The sequence below is a fragment of the Rhizobium sp. P40RR-XXII genome, from assembly GCF_012641405.1.
In the GTDB taxonomy this organism is placed as follows: Bacteria; Pseudomonadota; Alphaproteobacteria; order Rhizobiales; family Rhizobiaceae; genus Rhizobium.
The window spans coordinates 305,895-323,192 of sequence record NZ_JABAII010000006.1; the positions used below are offsets into that span (position 1 = coordinate 305,895).

The following is a 17,298-nucleotide window of genomic DNA, read 5'->3' on the forward strand; positions in this document are numbered from 1 at the left end:
TATGGCTGCGTCAGTCCTCCAGGGCCACGCGCAATGCCGCATTGGCTTCCCTCAGCGCATGCGCGACGCGGTTTCTGGCCTGACGGGCATGAACGGCGTAAAAAGCCGTCTCTGGCGATGCCATCGGTAGTTTTGCCAGCGCTCGCAGCCCCTCCAACGATGGCCAGGCCGGGTGCGGAAGGGCGGAATCATGATGGAAGCGCTCACCGCTCGTGTAGTTCAGCGGCACGAGATGGCGGCCGGCGCGCATCAGCGACGCATTGATACGCGCCGTCCGTGCCGGAGACAGGTCCTTCGTTTCCAATATGGTTTTTGCGTTGATCCGCAATTCCTCGATTGCGTTTGCAAGAACCGAGATATCGATGCGATCATCAAGCTGCGCCCGCAGTTGCGTGACCTGCTTGCCGAGGGCATCAGCATAAATCGTATAGTCCAATGGCAGTACCGGCTCGGTCAGCAGGCGCCATAGTATTTCCAGCACGATCCGCGTATCCCGGCTCAGATTGTCGGGATCGATATGCTCCACCGTGTCATGCGGTGTGTGCCACCACCAGCCGAGCGCCGTCAGCATCTTCACGGGACCAGGCGGCTGATGGCTGAGGCTTCCGAACATGGAGGGAATGCCGACACCCCAGAAGGATTGATCCGCGGCCCTGCCATGACGCCTGCCTGCATGCTTTTGTCCGGTTTGCCGCTCAATCACGTCGGCGACAAGGGATCTCAGCTCATCGATGACGCCGGAATTGGTGAGAACGCTCGCCCCTTCACCACCGGTGGAATCGACATTGACATGCGCCACGCAACGACGATCGAGCTCGTCGAAATATTCGTCGGCATACCAGGCAGAACCGGAATAGCGCCCGTGCGAATGGCCCGACCAGAAGCAGACACGCAGGCCGCGTTGCCAATCGCTTGCGCGAAGGGCAAGCAAACGTGCCGCCTCCAGCATGGTCGCGTTGGCGCCGCCATTGTCCATGACGCCGAAATGCCAGGTGTCGTGATGGCCCGAAAACAACACGAAAGGCTTATTCTCGCCCGCCGGCTGAAGCTCGGCGACCAGGAGGGGCGTCTTGCGCCATCCGGTGTCGACCTCAGCAGCAAGCGTTGCCCGCACCTTTTCGCCGCGCGCCAGCGTTTCGCGAAGGCGCACACCATCTTCGTTGGCAATGGTGCAGATGACGGTTTTCGGGAGTTGGGTGCGCGTATGTTGCGACGGGCTGCCCCAGACGGGGGACACGCACATTTCGTAGAGATGCTCATTCGGGCTCACATGAAGCTCGCCGAGAGCGCCGGCAGCACTTGCAAGCGCGGCTACCTCCTCCGTCGCAATTCCGTCGACCAGAACTATCCTGCCAGCCACGTCTTTCCCGGCGAAATCGGCTTCCGTGCCTTCACCGACGTAGGCGAGATCGCCGCTGATGGCCGCTGCCGCTGTCGAAACCGACATTGAATGGGTGATGCAACGAAGACTTTCGCCTTCGATTTCGACCTTCGCTTCGCCGGGCAGACTGATGAAAGCATCATGCGACAGCAGCTGGGTCTGGTATCCGTAGCTATCCATTTGCGCCTGAAGGTAATGGAAGCTCTCGAGTTCATCCGGCGTCCCCGACAATTTCACCCGGCGGGCAAATTCGCGGATGTGCGCCATCAGGCGTTCGCGATCGGGCTGCAAGGCCAGGTCAGGCATGGGCCTTCTCCGGCAGCGGCGGCGCGACATCATCCGGGATCGGATTAATGAAGGGCGTCCCTTCAAGACGCGCTTGGTGATCGGCCTTGGCGGCCTTGATCAATTCGGGATTGCGGATGAGATCGGCAGCCGTGCTCGCCATCACCTTGGCGGCATGTTCGGTGCCCTTGTGAGCGACCGGCAGCTTGCCTTGCGCAACCAGCTGCCAGGAATGTCCGGGCGTGCCGATGGCATAGGTGGCACCCCGCATCTGCACGGTCGGCACCACCCAGCTGACAGTTCCAACATCGGTAGAGCCGACAAGCGTGCCGTCGCCGGCACTCAGCGGGAAAATCTCCTCACAAAGCGGTTGGTCCTTCTTCGGCTTCAGCGCGAAACGACCATAGGACGCTGCAATATCCTCCGCATTGAAGGTCTCCTGAAACTTGCGGGCTGTTTCGCGATCCGCATCATCGAACACCGGAGGTCCCAGCCGCTGCAGATGCGAGAACATGCATTCTTCAAGAGGGGTATTGCCGACGAGATTGGCATCGCCGCTGATGATCTCGCTGCGGACGGTCGTCTCGGTCATCAGAGCCGCGCCTTCGGCGACCTTCTTGACGCGGGCAACCAGAGACAGGAGCTCCGGCAACGTTCTCGCACGGATGAGGTAGCGCACCGTGGCGCGCGCTTGCACGACGTTGGGGGCTGCGCCTCCCGCATCGGTGATAGCGTAGTGGATGCGCGCGGTCGAAGGCATGTGCTCGCGCATATAATTGACGCCGACATTCATCAATTCCACGGCATCAAGAGCGCTGCGGCCGAGATGAGGTGTGGCGGAGGCATGCGAGGCGCGGCCTGAAAAATGGAAGTTGATTTCATTGCAGGCGAGCGAGATGGGATTGTTAACGCCGGCGAAGGCGGCCGGATGCCAGGAAATCGCGATATCGACGTCGTCGAAAATGCCAGCCCGAACCATGAAGCCCTTCGAAGAGCCGCCTTCCTCGGCGGGGCAACCGTAGTAGCGCACCCTTCCCTTCAAACCGTTTTCTGCGAGGAAGTCCTTGACGGCAGCGGCAGCAAGCATCGATCCGGCACCGAGCATATTGTGACCGCAGCCATGACCATTGCCGCCGTCGACCAAAGGCCGTTCCTCGGCAATTCCCGCCTGTTGGCTCAAACCCGGCAGCGCATCGAACTCGCCAAGGATCGCGATGATTGGACCACCCTCGCCTGCCTCTCCCATGACTGCCGTCGGCAAGTCGGCAATGCCACGCTCGACACGAAAGCCCTCACTTTCCAGCAGCCGGGCATGCTCTTCGGCCGATTGATATTCCAGATAATTCGTTTCCGGGATGTCCCAGATCCGGTCGCTCAACTCGAAGAACGCCGCGCGCTTTCTCTCGACAATTTCCCAAACGCCATCGGAGTTTTGCATGGATTTACAACCCGCCTCATATAATGGTAATCAAATTGGCGCCAATTTATGATCCAATTGAAATATCTGCGCAAGAGATGAGCATGAATATTTTTTCAGCACCAATCGTTGGCCTCGTTGTTGGCCGACTGGGAGCTATGCTAATCCTCGCCGAAATCGGGAGGCTGAGGAGAGCCGCATGAATTCGCTGGAAGCCACAGCGCGAGCACAAGAGCCGCAATCGCCTGACGTGACCGAGCTCATCCTCCAAGATATCCTTGCCGGCCGACTGCCGCCCGGCACCTGGCTGAAGCAGATCGATCTCGAACGCCGGTATAACTGTACCCGACCAGAGGTCCGTAGGGCCCTCGACAGACTGGTGCAGAAGCGACTGGTGGAACACGTTCCCAATCGCGGCTATCACGTCCATGAGCAAGACGGACGCCGCGCTCAGGAGGTTAGCGACATTCGCGTCATCCTCGAGGTCGCGGTCAGCGACCGCATTATTGCGAACGCGAGCGCAGCAGATATCGCAAATTTGCGCGTTTTCGCGTTACGCTTCGACGATCTGGTGCTGAACGGCACCATGCTTGAGCTTTATGAAGCTAATCTCGTCTTCCACCGCCATCTGCTTGCTCTCGCCGGCAATCAGGAGCTCGTGGAATTGATCACGGAAATTCGGCAGCGAACCTCGTCCGCGCCGGTATCGCAGTGGCGAACGCGTGCCCGCATCGAGCAATCTGGCCGTGAACACCAGCAAATGGTCGATGCAATAGAGAGACGCGATGTCGGTCATCTGATGGAGCTGACACGCCGGCACATCCTCCAGGCTTGATTGGCTACCAATGAACGAACTCGGCGGTTTGATCATGGATTGAAACGAAGCGCCGAAGCTGCCGAAGCTGCCGCGGCGAGGTCCCATATGCTTGTTGTCGTCCTTCACGGCGACGCGCCAGCCGGCACGCCGCATAATCGAGCTTTCCCGTTGAGGACATGACCATCGCTTCACGCCGCGCTCAATTCCTGACATAAATGCGCGGAGGCGACTTGCCGCCGTGGATACAGCGTTATGGATGGGTCAATACCGGAAAAAAGCAAGATGCGTGCACCTGTTGGCTCCGTCACCGGGCTTTGCTCTGCATCCGCGACCATGTTTGCAGTCGGGATGGCCTTCCTGGGCTATTGGGGTGTTTATGACCAGGGAGACTGGCGTGTTTCCGATTATTTCGTGGTGGTTCTAGCCCTCATCGGATTTGCCGCGCTTGGCTCCGTGCCCTGGATTGTGACGACCCCTGTTGCAGAAGAAGAAGCAGAAAAAGTGGTCGAGGCCAGGCGAGCATTGGCGGTGGGAATAGCCTTCATCTGGCTGTCGGTCAGTATCGCGGTCTTTGCTTGACCTATCCGCGCGCCATGGCTACGCGACGGCACAAGAAGCCTGCCTCCAGTCCCGTCGCAACCTACCGCGGCAAAGACCGGCAACCCTATTTTTTATCGTTTAAGGCCACGATCCGATCAACCGCTGCCGAAAAGCCCTGTAGCGATATCTGGAAACCCAGCGCTTTGCCGCCGTCGGCAACGACCTTAAGGTTCAAGTGCGAACCGGTGCGCAATTTGGCAAATGTTGCCGCGTCGAGCGGAAGCAAGGCAATGCAGCCGTTGGGCAAGCATGTGCGAAAGCGCACTGGTTTCAAGGGCGGCTGATCATCGATATTGGGTGTCACGCCGGAGTCGAGAACAATGCCAAATGGCAGGAGAAGTGTCGCAAGCCCGCTGCCGTCGGGACGCATCTGTAGTTCGACGGCAAGCAGTCTCTGGCCATTCTGCTGGGTTTGATCTTGCGAAATCGTGCATACCGCCGTTTTGTCGCTTTGGTTGCATGCGACACGCCAGTCCTGATAGGCCTCCTGCAGGCTCGAGGCGCCGTTAGGCAGCGCCGATTGGGCAAAGGCCGCAGGCGCAAGCGTCAAAGTCGCACTCGCGCAGGTAAAGGCAAACATTGCCCGGAATATGCGGCCGATTGTGCGAGGTGAAATGAGCGACAAAATTGACAAAGGATAAAATCTTTCTGCTTGGAACGAGAGATTTCCTCACCGCGGCGCCGGGAGCACCAGGGTGAGGAACCACAACCAGGACTGACCGTCACGAGCACGAACCTTACGCTTCCGCGATCAGAGCTCCTGATAAGTTAAGTGCACACCCACTCCCGGACAGCGCAGCGAGAGCCCGAGCGCTCGCATGCCTTCAGCGCAAGACCCTCGGCTTCCTTGCGCGTCGGTGCCGAATTTGCGCTCCATGGCGTCGCCCGCTCGCGTTTTTCCTTGCCGACGGCAAGCGCGCCGCAATGATTGTACGGAAAGCCGGTCTTATCGTCGTCATCCCAGTGCCGGTGATTGCGGAACACGCTGACCACGACGCAACTGTTCCCCTTGTCACGCTCGCAGTGCTTGAGCGCGATATCCATGGCCTCCTGCCGTTTGTCGGCACCCCAGAAGAAACCGTATTTTTCGTCGGGCGCGGAATAGGCAATGGCCGCCCAGATGCCGCGTTCCTCCGGTGGAGGGGCGGGCGGCTGCTCTGCCGTAAAGAGATCAGCTGCCCCCAGCTGGCCGATGGAAACAAATAGAATACCGATCGCCGCAATGGCGGATCTCAACTTCATTTTGAGCCCCCTTGTTTTCCTGCTGCCGAGGCGACGGAAATAACGACGCAGCCGTTTCCGGTCGGCAGAAGCATCGCATCGCCGCCGTCATTGCCGAGTTCGTAGACCCCGACCTGGCCGAGATTGTTGACGAGCTTGCTTCCGTTCGGGAACTTGGCCGAAACTTCCGGGCAAGCGCTTGGAAACGGTGCCACGCGAACCATGGAGCCTTCGCAGCCGGATGCGACCGGTGCCGCGAATACGATGCCGGCAGCCGGACCGCTATAACCTTGCGTTGCGTAGTTCATGCCGACAAGGGCCTGCACCGCATGTTTGTCGGCTGCCTCGTTGTTCCAGATCGATTGGACATTGTATTGCGTGCCGCTTGTCAGCAGCTGGCCGAGAACCGGAAAAATGGTCGAACAGGACTGCAGGCCGGCCTTTTTGGCGTGCTGCAGAAACGGCGTGTCCGGCAGGGCTGGATTGGCGTCGTTCGCCGCGGCGACCGCCGGCTGCGACAGCATGTTGCCGATCAGGTCGTATCGGGCCACGGCGTAACCGCCGGCGCCGGCGATGACGATTGCAAGCAGCGAGAGAAGGGTCGCCTTGCGCCATTTGCGCTGCGCCTTGGCTTGATCGTCGGCCAAATTTTGAATCGCTGCGTCCTTGCTGTTCCGGGACATGATGCGCTCGTGGATTGATTGCTGGTTCATTGAAAATCCGTCCGTTACTTTATCGCCTTCACGGCGGTAGAAAGGCCCTTGAGGTTTGCGGTCACGCTGATCGTCTGTCCATCCGCCGTTGGATAGGAGATTGCCGGCGCTGTACTCTTCGAAATCTGCTCGCGCATCATCGGTCCGATCGGGAGCATGCCGACGCAAACCGTTTGGCTGCAGCCATCGAGCTTGACTTGTATAGGCTCCTTGCGACCCTCGAATTTCACCGAGATGTGTCCGTCGCTCTTGGCAACCGGCGCAGTGCGCAAGATCATGTAGGGCTCACCGCTTTTGGTGGCGGCGAGCGACCAGCTAAACGCAATCTGCCCCCGCTCGTTCTCGATGATCTGAGTGACGTTGCAAACCTTCTGGCGGACCTTCAGGTTCTCATCGCAAATCAGGGTCCAATTTTCGAACGGGCGAATGGTCCTTTGATAATCGCCAGGCTTTACCTCGGGAGGGGCGACTACTTCGGAAGGCCTTATGCGATAGTTCGCGGCAACAGTCTCCTGTCCGGCCGCAAACGGGCCGAACAGGAGCATGCAAGCTATGAAAGCCGGGACGCCGAAAAGCGCTCCTTTAAGCATGACCGGCTCAGTTCAAAGTGAAGCTGACGCCAGCACCGACGCCGACCTGGCCGCCAGCCGCCGTCCCGGACAAATTCGCGCGGACCCGCCCGTTTTCGCTGGTGTAGCCGGCACCGAAGGCGAGAGCCCCTTCACCCCGCCAGACGCCGCCGCCGACGGCCACGCTCACCTTGCCCGGACGATCGTCATAGCGAAGCGATGCCGCGGCAAGCCCAATTGCGGCAGCCTGTCTCGCCTCCGACCGTACGTCTCCGAGTTCCTGGTTCAGTTTCCCGAATTTCTGGTCCGTATAATTGTTGGCCGCGGTCAACGTGTTGCCAACGGCGGTATCCGTATACGATTTGCCCTGGTTGAAGCTGTCGGTCAACTGAGCGACGTTGACGGCATCCGTGGGAGCGACGCCCTTGCCGACGTTGGAGATGACCACCGGCGCATTGACGTCGCCGCCCTGCAGCGTGATGCTGTTCTTCTTGCTGCCATCGGGGTTGAGGTCGTAGGTGACGGCGTTCTTGGTAATCGTCCCGACACCCGTCTGCAGGCTGTTAATTGCCGAGTTGGTCGCAAAAAGCTGCGAGCCGTTGATGGCGTCGGTGCTGCCGGCGGAAATGCTGCCGGCGGCTACGTTCGTGATGGTTCTTTCAGCCCCTTGGGCGCCCACGCTCACCGTTCCGACAGGCGCGGTGCCGGCGAAGTCATAGTGCTGCCCCTGAAGGTCTGTCCCGGATGTGCCGACGGCAGCCTTCGATACGGAACCGGAACCCAAAGCGACATCATTGGCATTGTTGGCCTGTGCGCCTTGGCCGAGCGCAACCGCACCCTGCCCTGCCGCCGCAGAGCCGTTGCCGGCGGCCAGGCTGTTCGTTCCACTGGCGACACTCTGGGGACCGATCGCAACGCTGTCAGTGCCGCTTGCCGCGGAATCGGCGAGCGTCGAGTTGGCATGGAAATACTTGATGCCGCCACCACCGGTGATGTTGGTCAATGTGTTGTTGACCGCACCGAAGGCATCGTAGACCGTGGTGTAGTTGTTGCCCTGGACATTATAGGTCGGGCCAGTGATCGAGCCATCCGGATTGACCGTCGTGCCGCCGCCGATCAGGTTGGTAATGTTGGTCCCGAGACCTTTGAGCTGGCTGACATTGACAGCGTCGGTGTTTGCCGAACCGGCTGCCAGATTGGTCAGCTTGCGCTCCGATCCGGCCGAGCCGATCGACACTTCGCCGACGGAGGTTTGCGGGCCTGTAAGGGCGAAGCCGGTATAGCCTGCCTGTGGCCCTACAGTCGTGACGGATTGCGCGCCAAGCGCGACGCTGTTGATGTTGTTAGCCTGCGCGCCGGCGCCCAATGCGACCGACTGCACGCCGGCGGCCAGCGAGTTGGTGCCGAGCGCAACGCCGTCGGCCAGCATCACGTGAGCATTCTGACCGATAGCCGTGCCGCCGGGCGCTACCTGATCGACCACCGCGCCATTGCCGATGCCGATGCCATTGTCACCGTTGACGACGGTGGTCGGACCCACAGCCACCGACTCCGCACCGACAGCAAGCGAGTCGCCGGCGGCCGAGTTGGCGTGGAAGTATTTGCCGGGCGTCGCTGCGACCGACGCGATGGCACCCTGGAGCTGGCGAACCGTGACGGCATCCTGCGCGCTGGTACCGTCAGCCACATTGGTGATCTGCCGATAGGTAGTGCTCGAACCGACAGAGACAGCGCCCAGCAGGGTCTTGTCCGTCGTATTGTACTGGATGAAGTTCGTCGGACCCGCAGCGATCTGGCCGGTGGCCGGAGCCAGGGCGCGATCGGCAACCGATCCAGAACCAAGGGCGACGCCGCCGACGATGGTGGATTGGCTATTCATACCAAGCGCAAGCGAATTGTCGGCGACGGAGGTGGCGTTGTAGCCGACCGCGGTGGAACCGATCCCTTGGGCGGAGGAGTCGCTGACCGCAAGCGTCCGGTCGTTGGTGCGCACGTAGCGGATACCATCGCCATTTGCATCGGTATAGGCCGTGGACGTGTCACCGGCGATGTTGTTGATCGTATTGCCGAGATTGGTCAGGTTGCCGTTGATGGTGGTAATGTCGGTCGTGTTCTGCGTCACCTGTTGGTTGGTGGCAAAGAGCTGCGAACCGTTGATGGCGTCCGTCGAACCGTTGTTGAGGCGGCCCGCCGCGACATTGGTGATGGTGCGCTCGTCACCAACAGCGCCGACGCTGACCGTCGAAGCGGGTGTCGTGCCGGCGAAGTTGTAAGTGGTGGTGCCGATCACCGTGCTGGCCGTGCCGACGGCGACGTCGGTCACCGAGCCCGAGCCGAGCGCCACGTCGCCTGCGTTGTTGGCGACGGAAAGAGCGCCCATCGCCAGCGCGTTCTGAGCGCCGGCTTTCGCTCCTAGACCGAGAGCGGTGGACTGAAAGCTGTTTGCAAGCGCGTTCTGGCCGATCGCTGTACTGGACGTGGCTGTCGCATTGGCATTGGGGCCAATGGCGGTGCTGTAGTCACCCGTGGCCTGGGATATGAATCCCAACGCCGCTGAGTCGAGGCCGGAGGCGGTCGCATTGGTGCCGGCCGCGATGGCATTCGCCCCCGCCGCAATCGAGAGAGGTCCGATCGCGACCGAGTTCCCACCTGTCGCCGACGAGTCCGCTGCCGTCGAGTTGGCATGGAAATATTTGATGCCGCCGGTGTTGATGTTGTTGACCGTCGTGCCGATGGCGTCGACCGCCTGGTTGGTGGCAAAGAGCTGCGAACCGTTGACGGCGTCGGTGGACGACCCGCTGATCCGGCCCGCGGCGACGTTGGTGATGGTGCGCTCGGCACCGACCGCGCCGACGCTAACCGTCGAAGCCGGGTTGGTGCCCTGGTAGGCATAAGTCGTGCCGTTGACCACCCCGCTGGCGGTACCGACGGCAACGTCGGTCACCGAGCCCGAGCCGAGCGCTACGTCGCCGGAGCTTGCCGCCGCCGTCGCGCCATTGCCCAGTGCAACATTGCCAACGAAACCGGATGCACCTGCAGTGGAACCGTTGCCAAGCGCGACCGAACCCTGGCCGATCGCCTTGTTGTTGTTACCGATCGCGACCGCACCGGCCGCCTGGTTGGCGGCAGTAGCGCTCGCCGTGCCATCGCTGTTGGCAATGTTATTGGCCCCGCCGGTAAAGGCGCCCGTGCCGCTCGCATAACTCGGATCGCCGATGGCGACCGCGCCGTCGCCGTAAGCGGTGTTGCCCGCGCCGATTGCGACCGCCTTGCCGCCGGTTGCGGTTGCGTTAGTGCCCATGGCGACGGCATCGGCGGCGTCAGCCTTGGCGGTGTTGCCCACGGCGATCGCCGATGCGGCGGAAGCGGCAGCGTTCGTGCCAATGGCCGTAGCGCCGGCCCCACTGGAGCTGGCGCTGACGCCAGCGGCGAGTGAATTGTCGCCCGCCGCATTCGCTCCAGATCCGAACGAAGAGGAGTTTGCGCCGCTGGCAACGGTTGAATTGCCAACTGCGGTGCTGGCGATGCCGCTGGCAGTTGAAGAAGTGCCCATTGCGATGGCGAAACCACCAGAAGAGAGCGAATTGGTGCCAATCGCGATGCTGTTGGGCACGGCCGTGTTGGCCTGAACGCCCGCCTGCGCCCCCGCACCAAATGCGATGGACTGGTTGCCCCAGGCGCTGGCTGTATTGCCCATCGCCGTTGCGCCAGTTCCGGTTGCTTTGGTTAGGGCACCTATTGCAACCGTGTTACCCTGGGATGCCGTAGCCTGATAACCTGAGGCAAGCGATTGGTTGCCGGTGGCCTGGGCCGCCGTTCCGATCGCGGTTGCGTTGGCGCCTGCTCCGTTCGCGTTGATGCCCAGAGAGATCGCCTGAAGCCCGCTTGCGATCGACCCGCCGCCGATCGATGTGCTGTTCACGCCACTAGCAGTGGAGGACTCGCCCAAAGCTAGGGTGTTTGCCTGATTCGCGACCGCGCCCGCGCCCACGGCGACTGCATTGATGGCGCTGGTTTGTGCGAGGGAACCCATCGATACGCCACCCGTCGCCGAGGCGGTCGCCCCATTGCCTACCGCGACGGTCAGATTGCTCGATGCAACGGCTTGCTTGCCGAGGGCAAGAGAGCTGTCCCCACTGGCGACGGAGGCCCAGCCACCGGCAAAAGCATAACTGTTGCTCGCCGAAGAGCTGACGCCAACCGCCGTCGAATTTCCGCCCGAAGCCGAGGCAAAGGTGCCCAAAGCGCTGGCGCCTGCGTTGGTGGCGCTGGATTGAACGCCAAGCGCTACCGAGTTGACATTGTTTGAGATAGCGGCGCCGCCGATCGCCACTGCACCGCCAGTACCCGTGGCCTTCGCGTTCAGACCGAGAGCCACGCCATATTGCGCTGACGAAACGGATTGGAGGCCGATCGCAACGGCGTTGACCTGGGATGCCGTGACATCCGTGCCGATGGCGATGGCGCCTTGCGCGAGGGCACCTGTTCCCGCGGCGGTGCGCGAGCCGAGATACATGCTGTTTATCTGGGTTGCGAGCCCCTGGAAGCCGATAGCGACGGCGTTCTGGCCGCCTGCGGCGGTGTTTGTGCCTTCGGCGATAGAATCCAATCCGGAGGCCACCGAGCCGGTGCCGATCGAAATGGCGCGGCCGCCCGACGCGGTGCCGCCGCCGCCAACAAATTGCGCCTGTGCCGGAGCAACCTGAAGCGCCGTCACCACTAGCGCCGCAACGCCCGCCAAGAGGGCTCGCTTGCCCTGTGCGGCGAAAGCGCTCGGGGAGCTTTCGATGCAGGAAACGTTACCCGCTCCGAGTGCGCCAATTCTCAGATCTTTGCGGCGCATGCTGAGCACGCGAGAGGCCATCCGCAGTACAGCCATCAGGCGGCGCCGGAGCGAACGATCCGTGCGATCGGCTGAAACGAAGGTTCCAGCAAGTCCGGTACGAGATTTAGTCTGCAGATGTTCCCCAATGCATTCCTTCATGCTGCCTTCTCCTCGTTGTTGACCGGACGACCAAGCACGCTTGGACCCGCATCTGCGGCCGCGTCGTCATTGAAATTCCGCATTTCCTGAAGTGTTTGCCCCATCCTGGCGCTTTGACTTTCGAGCTGCTCGCGCAGGCTTTCGACCCATGGCTCTGTCGGTGCCGGGACCGTATGCAATGCGGCGTCCGCGCGATCGGGAGGAAGCTTCATCGCCACCAAAGCGCGGCAGACATCGAAATGGAACGAAGGCTCCCCTTCCCCGTAGGCCGGGGAGGTCAAACCGAAGATGAGGCACGCAAATAGGTAGTCGACTTCCGCCTCGGTTAGGCGGTTGGAGTATCGCTGTTGCAAGGCAGACCAGGCTACCTCGACTTTCGGAGCAAAGATTTCAAACTCGGGGAATTGAATGTCCATAGCGCACCGGATGGTTACCGTTCGTGAACATGCCCTTATTTTCGCAGAAGCGTATTTTAGAAAATTCCGGATTTTTTTTAGAAAATTACGGTTTTTCACTTGGGCGGCTATAGGTGTAGCCGCTTTGCCACACGTACCGCAGGCTGTCGCGCATGAGCGCTGCGCATGCATGCCCAGCGAGAATTTTCAGCTCCAAGCAGCCTCCTATCCCTCGGCATGCCCAAGCGATAAAGCACTGGCTGAAATGGAAAATCGGCTTCGGGCTGAAACGAGCGAGACTTCGACCGCCTGTGGTCGGCCACACTTACTGCGAGAACCGAAGCTCCGTCGGCGTCTTTCCACGATATCTCTTCATGGTGGTCGCCAAATGGCTCTGATCCGAAAACCCGGCCATGTAGGCGATTTCCGCAATGGAGACTTCTCCTGCCGCGAGCAGCTCTTCCGCCATGTCGAGGCGTAGATTGACGAGATAGCGATGCGGCGGCATGCCGAACGTCTTGGCAAACCTCACGATGAAATGATTGGGAGAAATGCCGGCGACCGCAGCAAGCTCCGCGACGTGTACCTTTTCGGTAAAATGCTCGCGAAGATATTCCTGCACGCGTCGAGCGCTTTTGGCGGAAAGCCCGCCTTTTGGCGAAGGAAGCTGTTTCATGCGGCTTGTATAGGTGCGAAGCAGATGGGTGCTGAATAGCGTAACCAATGAATCCAGATAGAGTTCATTTGAAATTGCTTTCCCGGTTAACTCGACAGAGATTCTCTGCGCTATGCCGAGGGCCACTGGATCGACGGTGCCGAAATCAGGCGACTGGAGTTCTACATTTCCAAGATCGAACTCCTGGAGCGCTAATTCGGACAGAACGTCAGGAGGAATGGCGACGACAAGATTTGTCCTGGTTTCCGGCCAGGCAAGAGTACTATCCACACCGGCGGGATTGACCACGAGACAGCCGACCGGTGCATCGTATTGCGTGATCCGGTCGCTGCCGAGAGAGGCTCGCAAGCCACGCGAGGGAGCCAATACGATTCCCACCGCATGCTCCTTTGCAATCCAGGTCTGCGATCCGGGATTGCGAACGGAGTTTATGACGCTCCCCCGCATGGAGGCCTTTCTCGGCCCCGCACTCTCAGGAATTATATCGAATACGTATCGATCGGCCCGCTCCCGGACCTCATCTGCAAGCTTCATTCAGCATCGCCCCGCCGCGACGAAATCACGTAAGCATGAGCAAACGGCCGAGATGACAATCCCTGATTGAAATCTCTATTTCCCAACACCGTCTGCTCAAGCTATCCCAAGTCAGTCTATAGCGCGGGATTAAATAGTATAAATCACTGAGTTTTGAAGGGGAAATATTCACATAGTAAAGAAAGAATAAGCCGCTATGGCGCATCACTTATTAGTCAGATCGAATGGATCCACCACAATTCAACAGCTGGCTGTTTTTGGGCTATATCTTTTTCGCGCCGGGGTGGAAACCGATCATCGAACTATTGCGGCGGCTGACGATCGCCTCGGCGCTTTTCATATAGATCCCATGCAACATCCGCCATCGCCAGAAGGACATCTTTCTCGTTCCATCCAGCTGCAACTGCGGCTCGGACGATATCGCGGACGATGGGCTGCAATTGGCGTTGGCACTCGTTTGAAATGTCCTCAGAGCCGTTCCCTTGAGGTGGCTCGCTGAAATTGAATTCGACCATTACCATTCTCACGGGACTACTATATGTCAGCTAGCACATTCCTAATGTAAAATAAATCCGGAAGAACGTATAAAGTGTTCGCAGGCTAGTCCCCAATCACATTACCGCTCTGCTGCGATCAATCCAGCCTTGATCACGACAACCGGTATCATATCACCAGGTAACTCAGCGGTTGTCCTGCAATATTTACCAGAAAAGTTGGAACTATTCTATTATTGGGATAGCATCGTGGCACAAGACGCAGCAGCATGTACCTGATTGGTGAATTACCGAAGCCGATCGGAAAGCAAAAATTTTCACGCGTGAATTTCGACACAGTCGCCGGCCGAAACATCGGCAAATCGCATCTGATTCGTTGTCACAATGAGCGAGCTAACTCCCCGATTGCGAGCGCTTTATGCCGGGGATGCGCGGCAGCTGCTCGGCCAAAAATTCAACCAGCAATCTCACACGTGCAATATCGGTCCGCTCAGGCGCAATAAGCATGTTCAACGGCACGGCTGGTGGCGAGAAGTCGGGCAGGACCGTTTCGAGGCGACCGTCCGCGAGAAGGTCGTCAACCAGCCAGATATGGGCCGGCCCAAGGCCGCGAGCTGCCGCAAAGGCTTCGCGCGCCGCGAGTCCGTGATCAACCTCCAGCCGGCCGCCGAACGGCACGACGTACCGTTTATCCCCCGCCCCTTCGAGCACGAGATCTTCACTTCCGGCGACGTTCGACATACGCACGCCCTCAAGATTCCTGAGTTCCTCGGGGGTCGTCGGCCGACCATGTCTTTCCAGATAGGCGGGAGAAGCGACGAGAACACGCTGGCTTTGGCCGATCGCTCGCAGCTTCATTGAACTGTCGGCGAGCGGGCCGAGGCGCAGCGCAATATCCACCCCCTCGCGAACGAGATCAACGCGCTCGTCGGTCAGGCTGAGATCGACCACGATCTCAGGGTGGCGGTCCTGAAAGGCGAAGATCAACCGGCTGACATGCCTGACCCCGAGCGCCGCCGTACAGGAAATGCGAACCGTGCCGGCATAGGCGCCCTGCGCTGTTCGCACTTCATCGGTCGCCTGTTCCACAAGGCGCAAGATTTGAAGGGCGTTGGCATAATAGCGACTGCCTTCCTCGGTCAGTGCGACCCGGCGGGTCGTGCGGCTCAGCAGGTTCACGCCCAAGGCTTCCTCAAGCTCGCGCACATGCCTCGTGATGCTCGACTGGCCGACGTTCAGCTCGCGTGCCACGACCGAGAGATTGCCGCGCTCTGCGACACGAACAAAGGTGCGGATCCGCTCGAGTGTGATATCAGATCTATCCATTATTCGGAATTATCTTATCCATACCCTCCATATAACGCATCAGTCTGGCGTGGTCTATCTTGGGTGAAACTATCGCAAACAAGCAGGTGCATGCCATGAATGTACTCATCGTCTTCGCCCACCCCGAACCGAAATCACTTTCGGCATCGCTTCGCGATGTCGCCGTCCAGGAACTGGAGGCAGCCGGACATACGGTTCAGGTTTCCGACCTCTATGCCATGCGGTGGAAATCCGAGATCGATCGCGCCGACTTTCCTTCCTTGTCCCCCGACGAACGACTCCTGCCTGTCGCGGCCTCCAAACATGCTTTCGACAGCGACATGCTGACGGACGGTGTCAAAACAGAGATCGAGAAGCTTCTCTGGGCTGATACATTGATCCTGCAGTTTCCTCTCTGGTGGTTTACCATGCCCGCCATCTTGAAGGGCTGGGTCGATCGCGTGTTCGCATACGGCTTTGCCTATGGCGTCGGCGAACACAGCGACAAGCGCTGGGGTGATCGCTATGGCGAAGGAACCCTGGTTGGCAAACGTGCCATGTTGATCGTCACCGCCGGCGGCTGGGAGGAACATTATTCGCCCCGCGGCATTAACGATCCCATCGATGACCTGCTGTTCCCGATCAACCACGGCATCCTTTACTATCCGGGCTACGACGTGCTGCCGCCCTTCGTGACCTACAGCACCGATCGCTTCGATGAGCAACGCTTTGAAGCCGCCGCCGAAATCCTGCGCAACCGGATGCGAACCCTTGAAACAACGCGTCCTATTCCTTACCGGCGCCAGAATGGCGGCGATTATCATATCCCAACCATGCAACTCCGCGCGGCGTTGGGCGATCCAGGAACATCAGGTTTTGCGCTTCACCTCAAAGAGGCCGCGGACGCAGATATGGGTTTCCAGCATTCTGGACAGATGCTTGCGCGTCGGTGATCTCGACCACCGACGCGCATAGGAAAGCGCCGTCCTTCGATGTCAGGGGGCGCCGCCGATATCGGCGTGAAGAGAAAAGGAGATCGTCAAGGAAACGGCAGATTGGAAATTTTCCTATGCGGAGCTTGAAGAAAACGACGCCGCTCTGAAGCTGCAGGATTGGCTTGAAAAGATCGCCAAATTCGACTTCTATGGCGCTCCTCTCGCAGCCGAAACGCAATAGCGGACGAAGAACTTGCGAGACGTTACTTGACATCTTCGTCAAGCGGGTCTTCGAGACGCATGAGGAGACACGAAACAGCACCGCCGAGCCCACGGAGACGAAGGACTGATGATGATCTCGCGCACGGGAGAAGGCCTGAAACGCACCGTCATCTATGTGGCACTTCTCAATCTCGGCTATTTCGGCGTTGAATTCCTCGTGGCGCTGTCGATCGGCTCGGTCTCTCTATTGGCCGACAGTGTCGACTTTCTTGAAGACGCCTCCGTCAATCTGCTGATCGCCATCGCGCTCGGCTGGAGCGCCCGCAATCGTGCCCGCCTCGGCATGGCGCTCGCCGGCATATTGCTGGTTCCGGGGCTCGCCACAGTGTGGACTGCCTGGCAGAAGTTCATGACGCCCGTCGCACCCGATCCGGTGTCGCTGACATTGACGGGCTTGGGCGCGCTTGTCGTCAATCTTTCCTGCGCGGTGATGCTTACCCGCTACCGTCACCATGGCGGCAGCCTTACGCGCGCGGCGTTTCTGTCCGCCCGTAACGATGCTTTTGCGAACATCGCCATCATTGCCGCAGGTCTTGTGACCGCCATTCTCTGGCACTCCGCCTGGCCTGACCTCATCGTCGGGCTGGCGATCGCCGCGATGAACGCCGACGCCGCCCGCGAGGTGTGGAGTGCTGCACGCAACGAGCACCAAACCGCCCAGCCGTAGACATTCGCCCACACCTCAGCCAC

16 protein-coding genes are annotated in these 17,298 nt (G+C 59.9%); 5 read left to right on the top strand and 11 right to left on the bottom strand.

From position 1 onward, the window contains the following. Positions 1–10: 10 nt before the first annotated feature. On the bottom strand, positions 11–1,687 hold the full coding sequence (locus tag HGP16_RS14445; RefSeq protein ID WP_168840701.1) for a M28 family peptidase: 1,677 nt from the start codon (positions 1,685–1,687) through the stop codon (positions 11–13). Then, positions 1,680–3,104 (bottom strand): M20 family metallopeptidase, encoded by a 1,425-nt coding sequence (locus tag HGP16_RS14450; RefSeq protein ID WP_168840702.1) that lies wholly within the window; start codon positions 3,102–3,104, stop codon positions 1,680–1,682. The genes HGP16_RS14445 and HGP16_RS14450 overlap by 8 nt, the downstream gene beginning before the upstream one ends. A 178-nt stretch (positions 3,105–3,282) precedes the next feature. On the opposite strand from HGP16_RS14450, the gene HGP16_RS14455 reads away from it, so the two are divergent. Continuing rightward, complete coding sequence (locus tag HGP16_RS14455; RefSeq protein WP_168840703.1) at positions 3,283–3,918, top strand: GntR family transcriptional regulator; 636 nt, start codon at positions 3,283–3,285, stop codon at positions 3,916–3,918. A 264-nt stretch (positions 3,919–4,182) separates the two neighbouring features. After that, on the top strand, positions 4,183–4,479 hold the full coding sequence (locus HGP16_RS14460; RefSeq protein ID WP_168840704.1) for a hypothetical protein: 297 nt from the start codon (positions 4,183–4,185) through the stop codon (positions 4,477–4,479). Positions 4,480–4,564: 85 nt separating this feature from the next. Here the strand turns inward: HGP16_RS14460 and HGP16_RS14465 are convergent, their stop codons facing one another. The 9 genes from HGP16_RS14465 to HGP16_RS14505 all read right to left on the bottom strand — a co-directional run bounded on the left by HGP16_RS14465 (position 4,565) and on the right by HGP16_RS14505 (position 15,412). Continuing rightward, positions 4,565–5,080, bottom strand: coding sequence for an invasion associated locus B family protein (locus HGP16_RS14465; RefSeq protein WP_168840705.1), 516 nt, complete (start codon positions 5,078–5,080; stop codon positions 4,565–4,567). Positions 5,081–5,268: 188 nt separating this feature from the next. Next, positions 5,269–5,742 carry a DUF4189 domain-containing protein gene (locus HGP16_RS14470; protein ID WP_168840706.1) on the bottom strand — a complete coding sequence of 158 codons (474 nt, stop codon included), beginning with the start codon at positions 5,740–5,742 and terminating at the stop codon, positions 5,269–5,271. Next, the gene (locus HGP16_RS14475) at positions 5,739–6,434 is read right to left on the bottom strand and encodes a hypothetical protein (RefSeq protein ID WP_168840707.1); all 696 of its coding nucleotides are present in this window, start codon (positions 6,432–6,434) and stop codon (positions 5,739–5,741) included. The genes HGP16_RS14470 and HGP16_RS14475 overlap by 4 nt, the downstream gene beginning before the upstream one ends. 14 nt (positions 6,435–6,448) lie before the next feature. Next, positions 6,449–7,024 carry an invasion associated locus B family protein gene (locus HGP16_RS14480; protein WP_168840708.1) on the bottom strand — a complete coding sequence of 192 codons (576 nt, stop codon included), beginning with the start codon at positions 7,022–7,024 and terminating at the stop codon, positions 6,449–6,451. A gap of 7 nt (positions 7,025–7,031) precedes the next feature. Beyond that, entirely contained in the window at positions 7,032–11,987 is a 4,956-nt protein-coding gene (locus HGP16_RS14485; RefSeq protein WP_168840709.1) for a YadA-like family protein, read from the bottom strand. Continuing rightward, the gene (locus tag HGP16_RS14490) at positions 11,984–12,502 is read right to left on the bottom strand and encodes a hypothetical protein (RefSeq protein WP_312867317.1); all 519 of its coding nucleotides are present in this window, start codon (positions 12,500–12,502) and stop codon (positions 11,984–11,986) included. Before HGP16_RS14490 ends, HGP16_RS14485 begins: the two co-directional genes overlap by 4 nt. Before the next feature lie 205 nt (positions 12,503–12,707). Next, the gene (locus tag HGP16_RS14495) at positions 12,708–13,436 is read right to left on the bottom strand and encodes an AraC family transcriptional regulator (RefSeq protein WP_312867318.1); all 729 of its coding nucleotides are present in this window, start codon (positions 13,434–13,436) and stop codon (positions 12,708–12,710) included. Between the two features lie 458 nt (positions 13,437–13,894). Continuing rightward, on the bottom strand, positions 13,895–14,107 hold the full coding sequence (locus tag HGP16_RS14500; protein WP_168840711.1) for a hypothetical protein: 213 nt from the start codon (positions 14,105–14,107) through the stop codon (positions 13,895–13,897). 372 nt (positions 14,108–14,479) lie between these two features. Next, complete coding sequence (locus HGP16_RS14505) at positions 14,480–15,412, bottom strand: LysR family transcriptional regulator (RefSeq protein WP_168840712.1); 933 nt, start codon at positions 15,410–15,412, stop codon at positions 14,480–14,482. Between the two features lie 95 nt (positions 15,413–15,507). Between HGP16_RS14505 and HGP16_RS14510 the strand changes: the two genes are divergently transcribed. From HGP16_RS14510 to HGP16_RS14515, 3 genes are all read left to right on the top strand, one after another. Further along, on the top strand, positions 15,508–16,344 hold the full coding sequence (locus HGP16_RS14510; protein ID WP_168840713.1) for an NAD(P)H-dependent oxidoreductase: 837 nt from the start codon (positions 15,508–15,510) through the stop codon (positions 16,342–16,344). 82 nt (positions 16,345–16,426) lie between these two features. Beyond that, the gene (locus HGP16_RS34550) at positions 16,427–16,567 is read left to right on the top strand and encodes a Chromate resistance protein ChrB (protein ID WP_312867321.1); all 141 of its coding nucleotides are present in this window, start codon (positions 16,427–16,429) and stop codon (positions 16,565–16,567) included. A 108-nt stretch (positions 16,568–16,675) separates the two neighbouring features. Continuing rightward, positions 16,676–17,275: a cation transporter gene (locus HGP16_RS14515; protein WP_409526838.1), complete on the top strand. Its 600-nt coding sequence runs from the start codon at positions 16,676–16,678 to the stop codon at positions 17,273–17,275. Positions 17,276–17,298 lie beyond the last annotated feature (23 nt).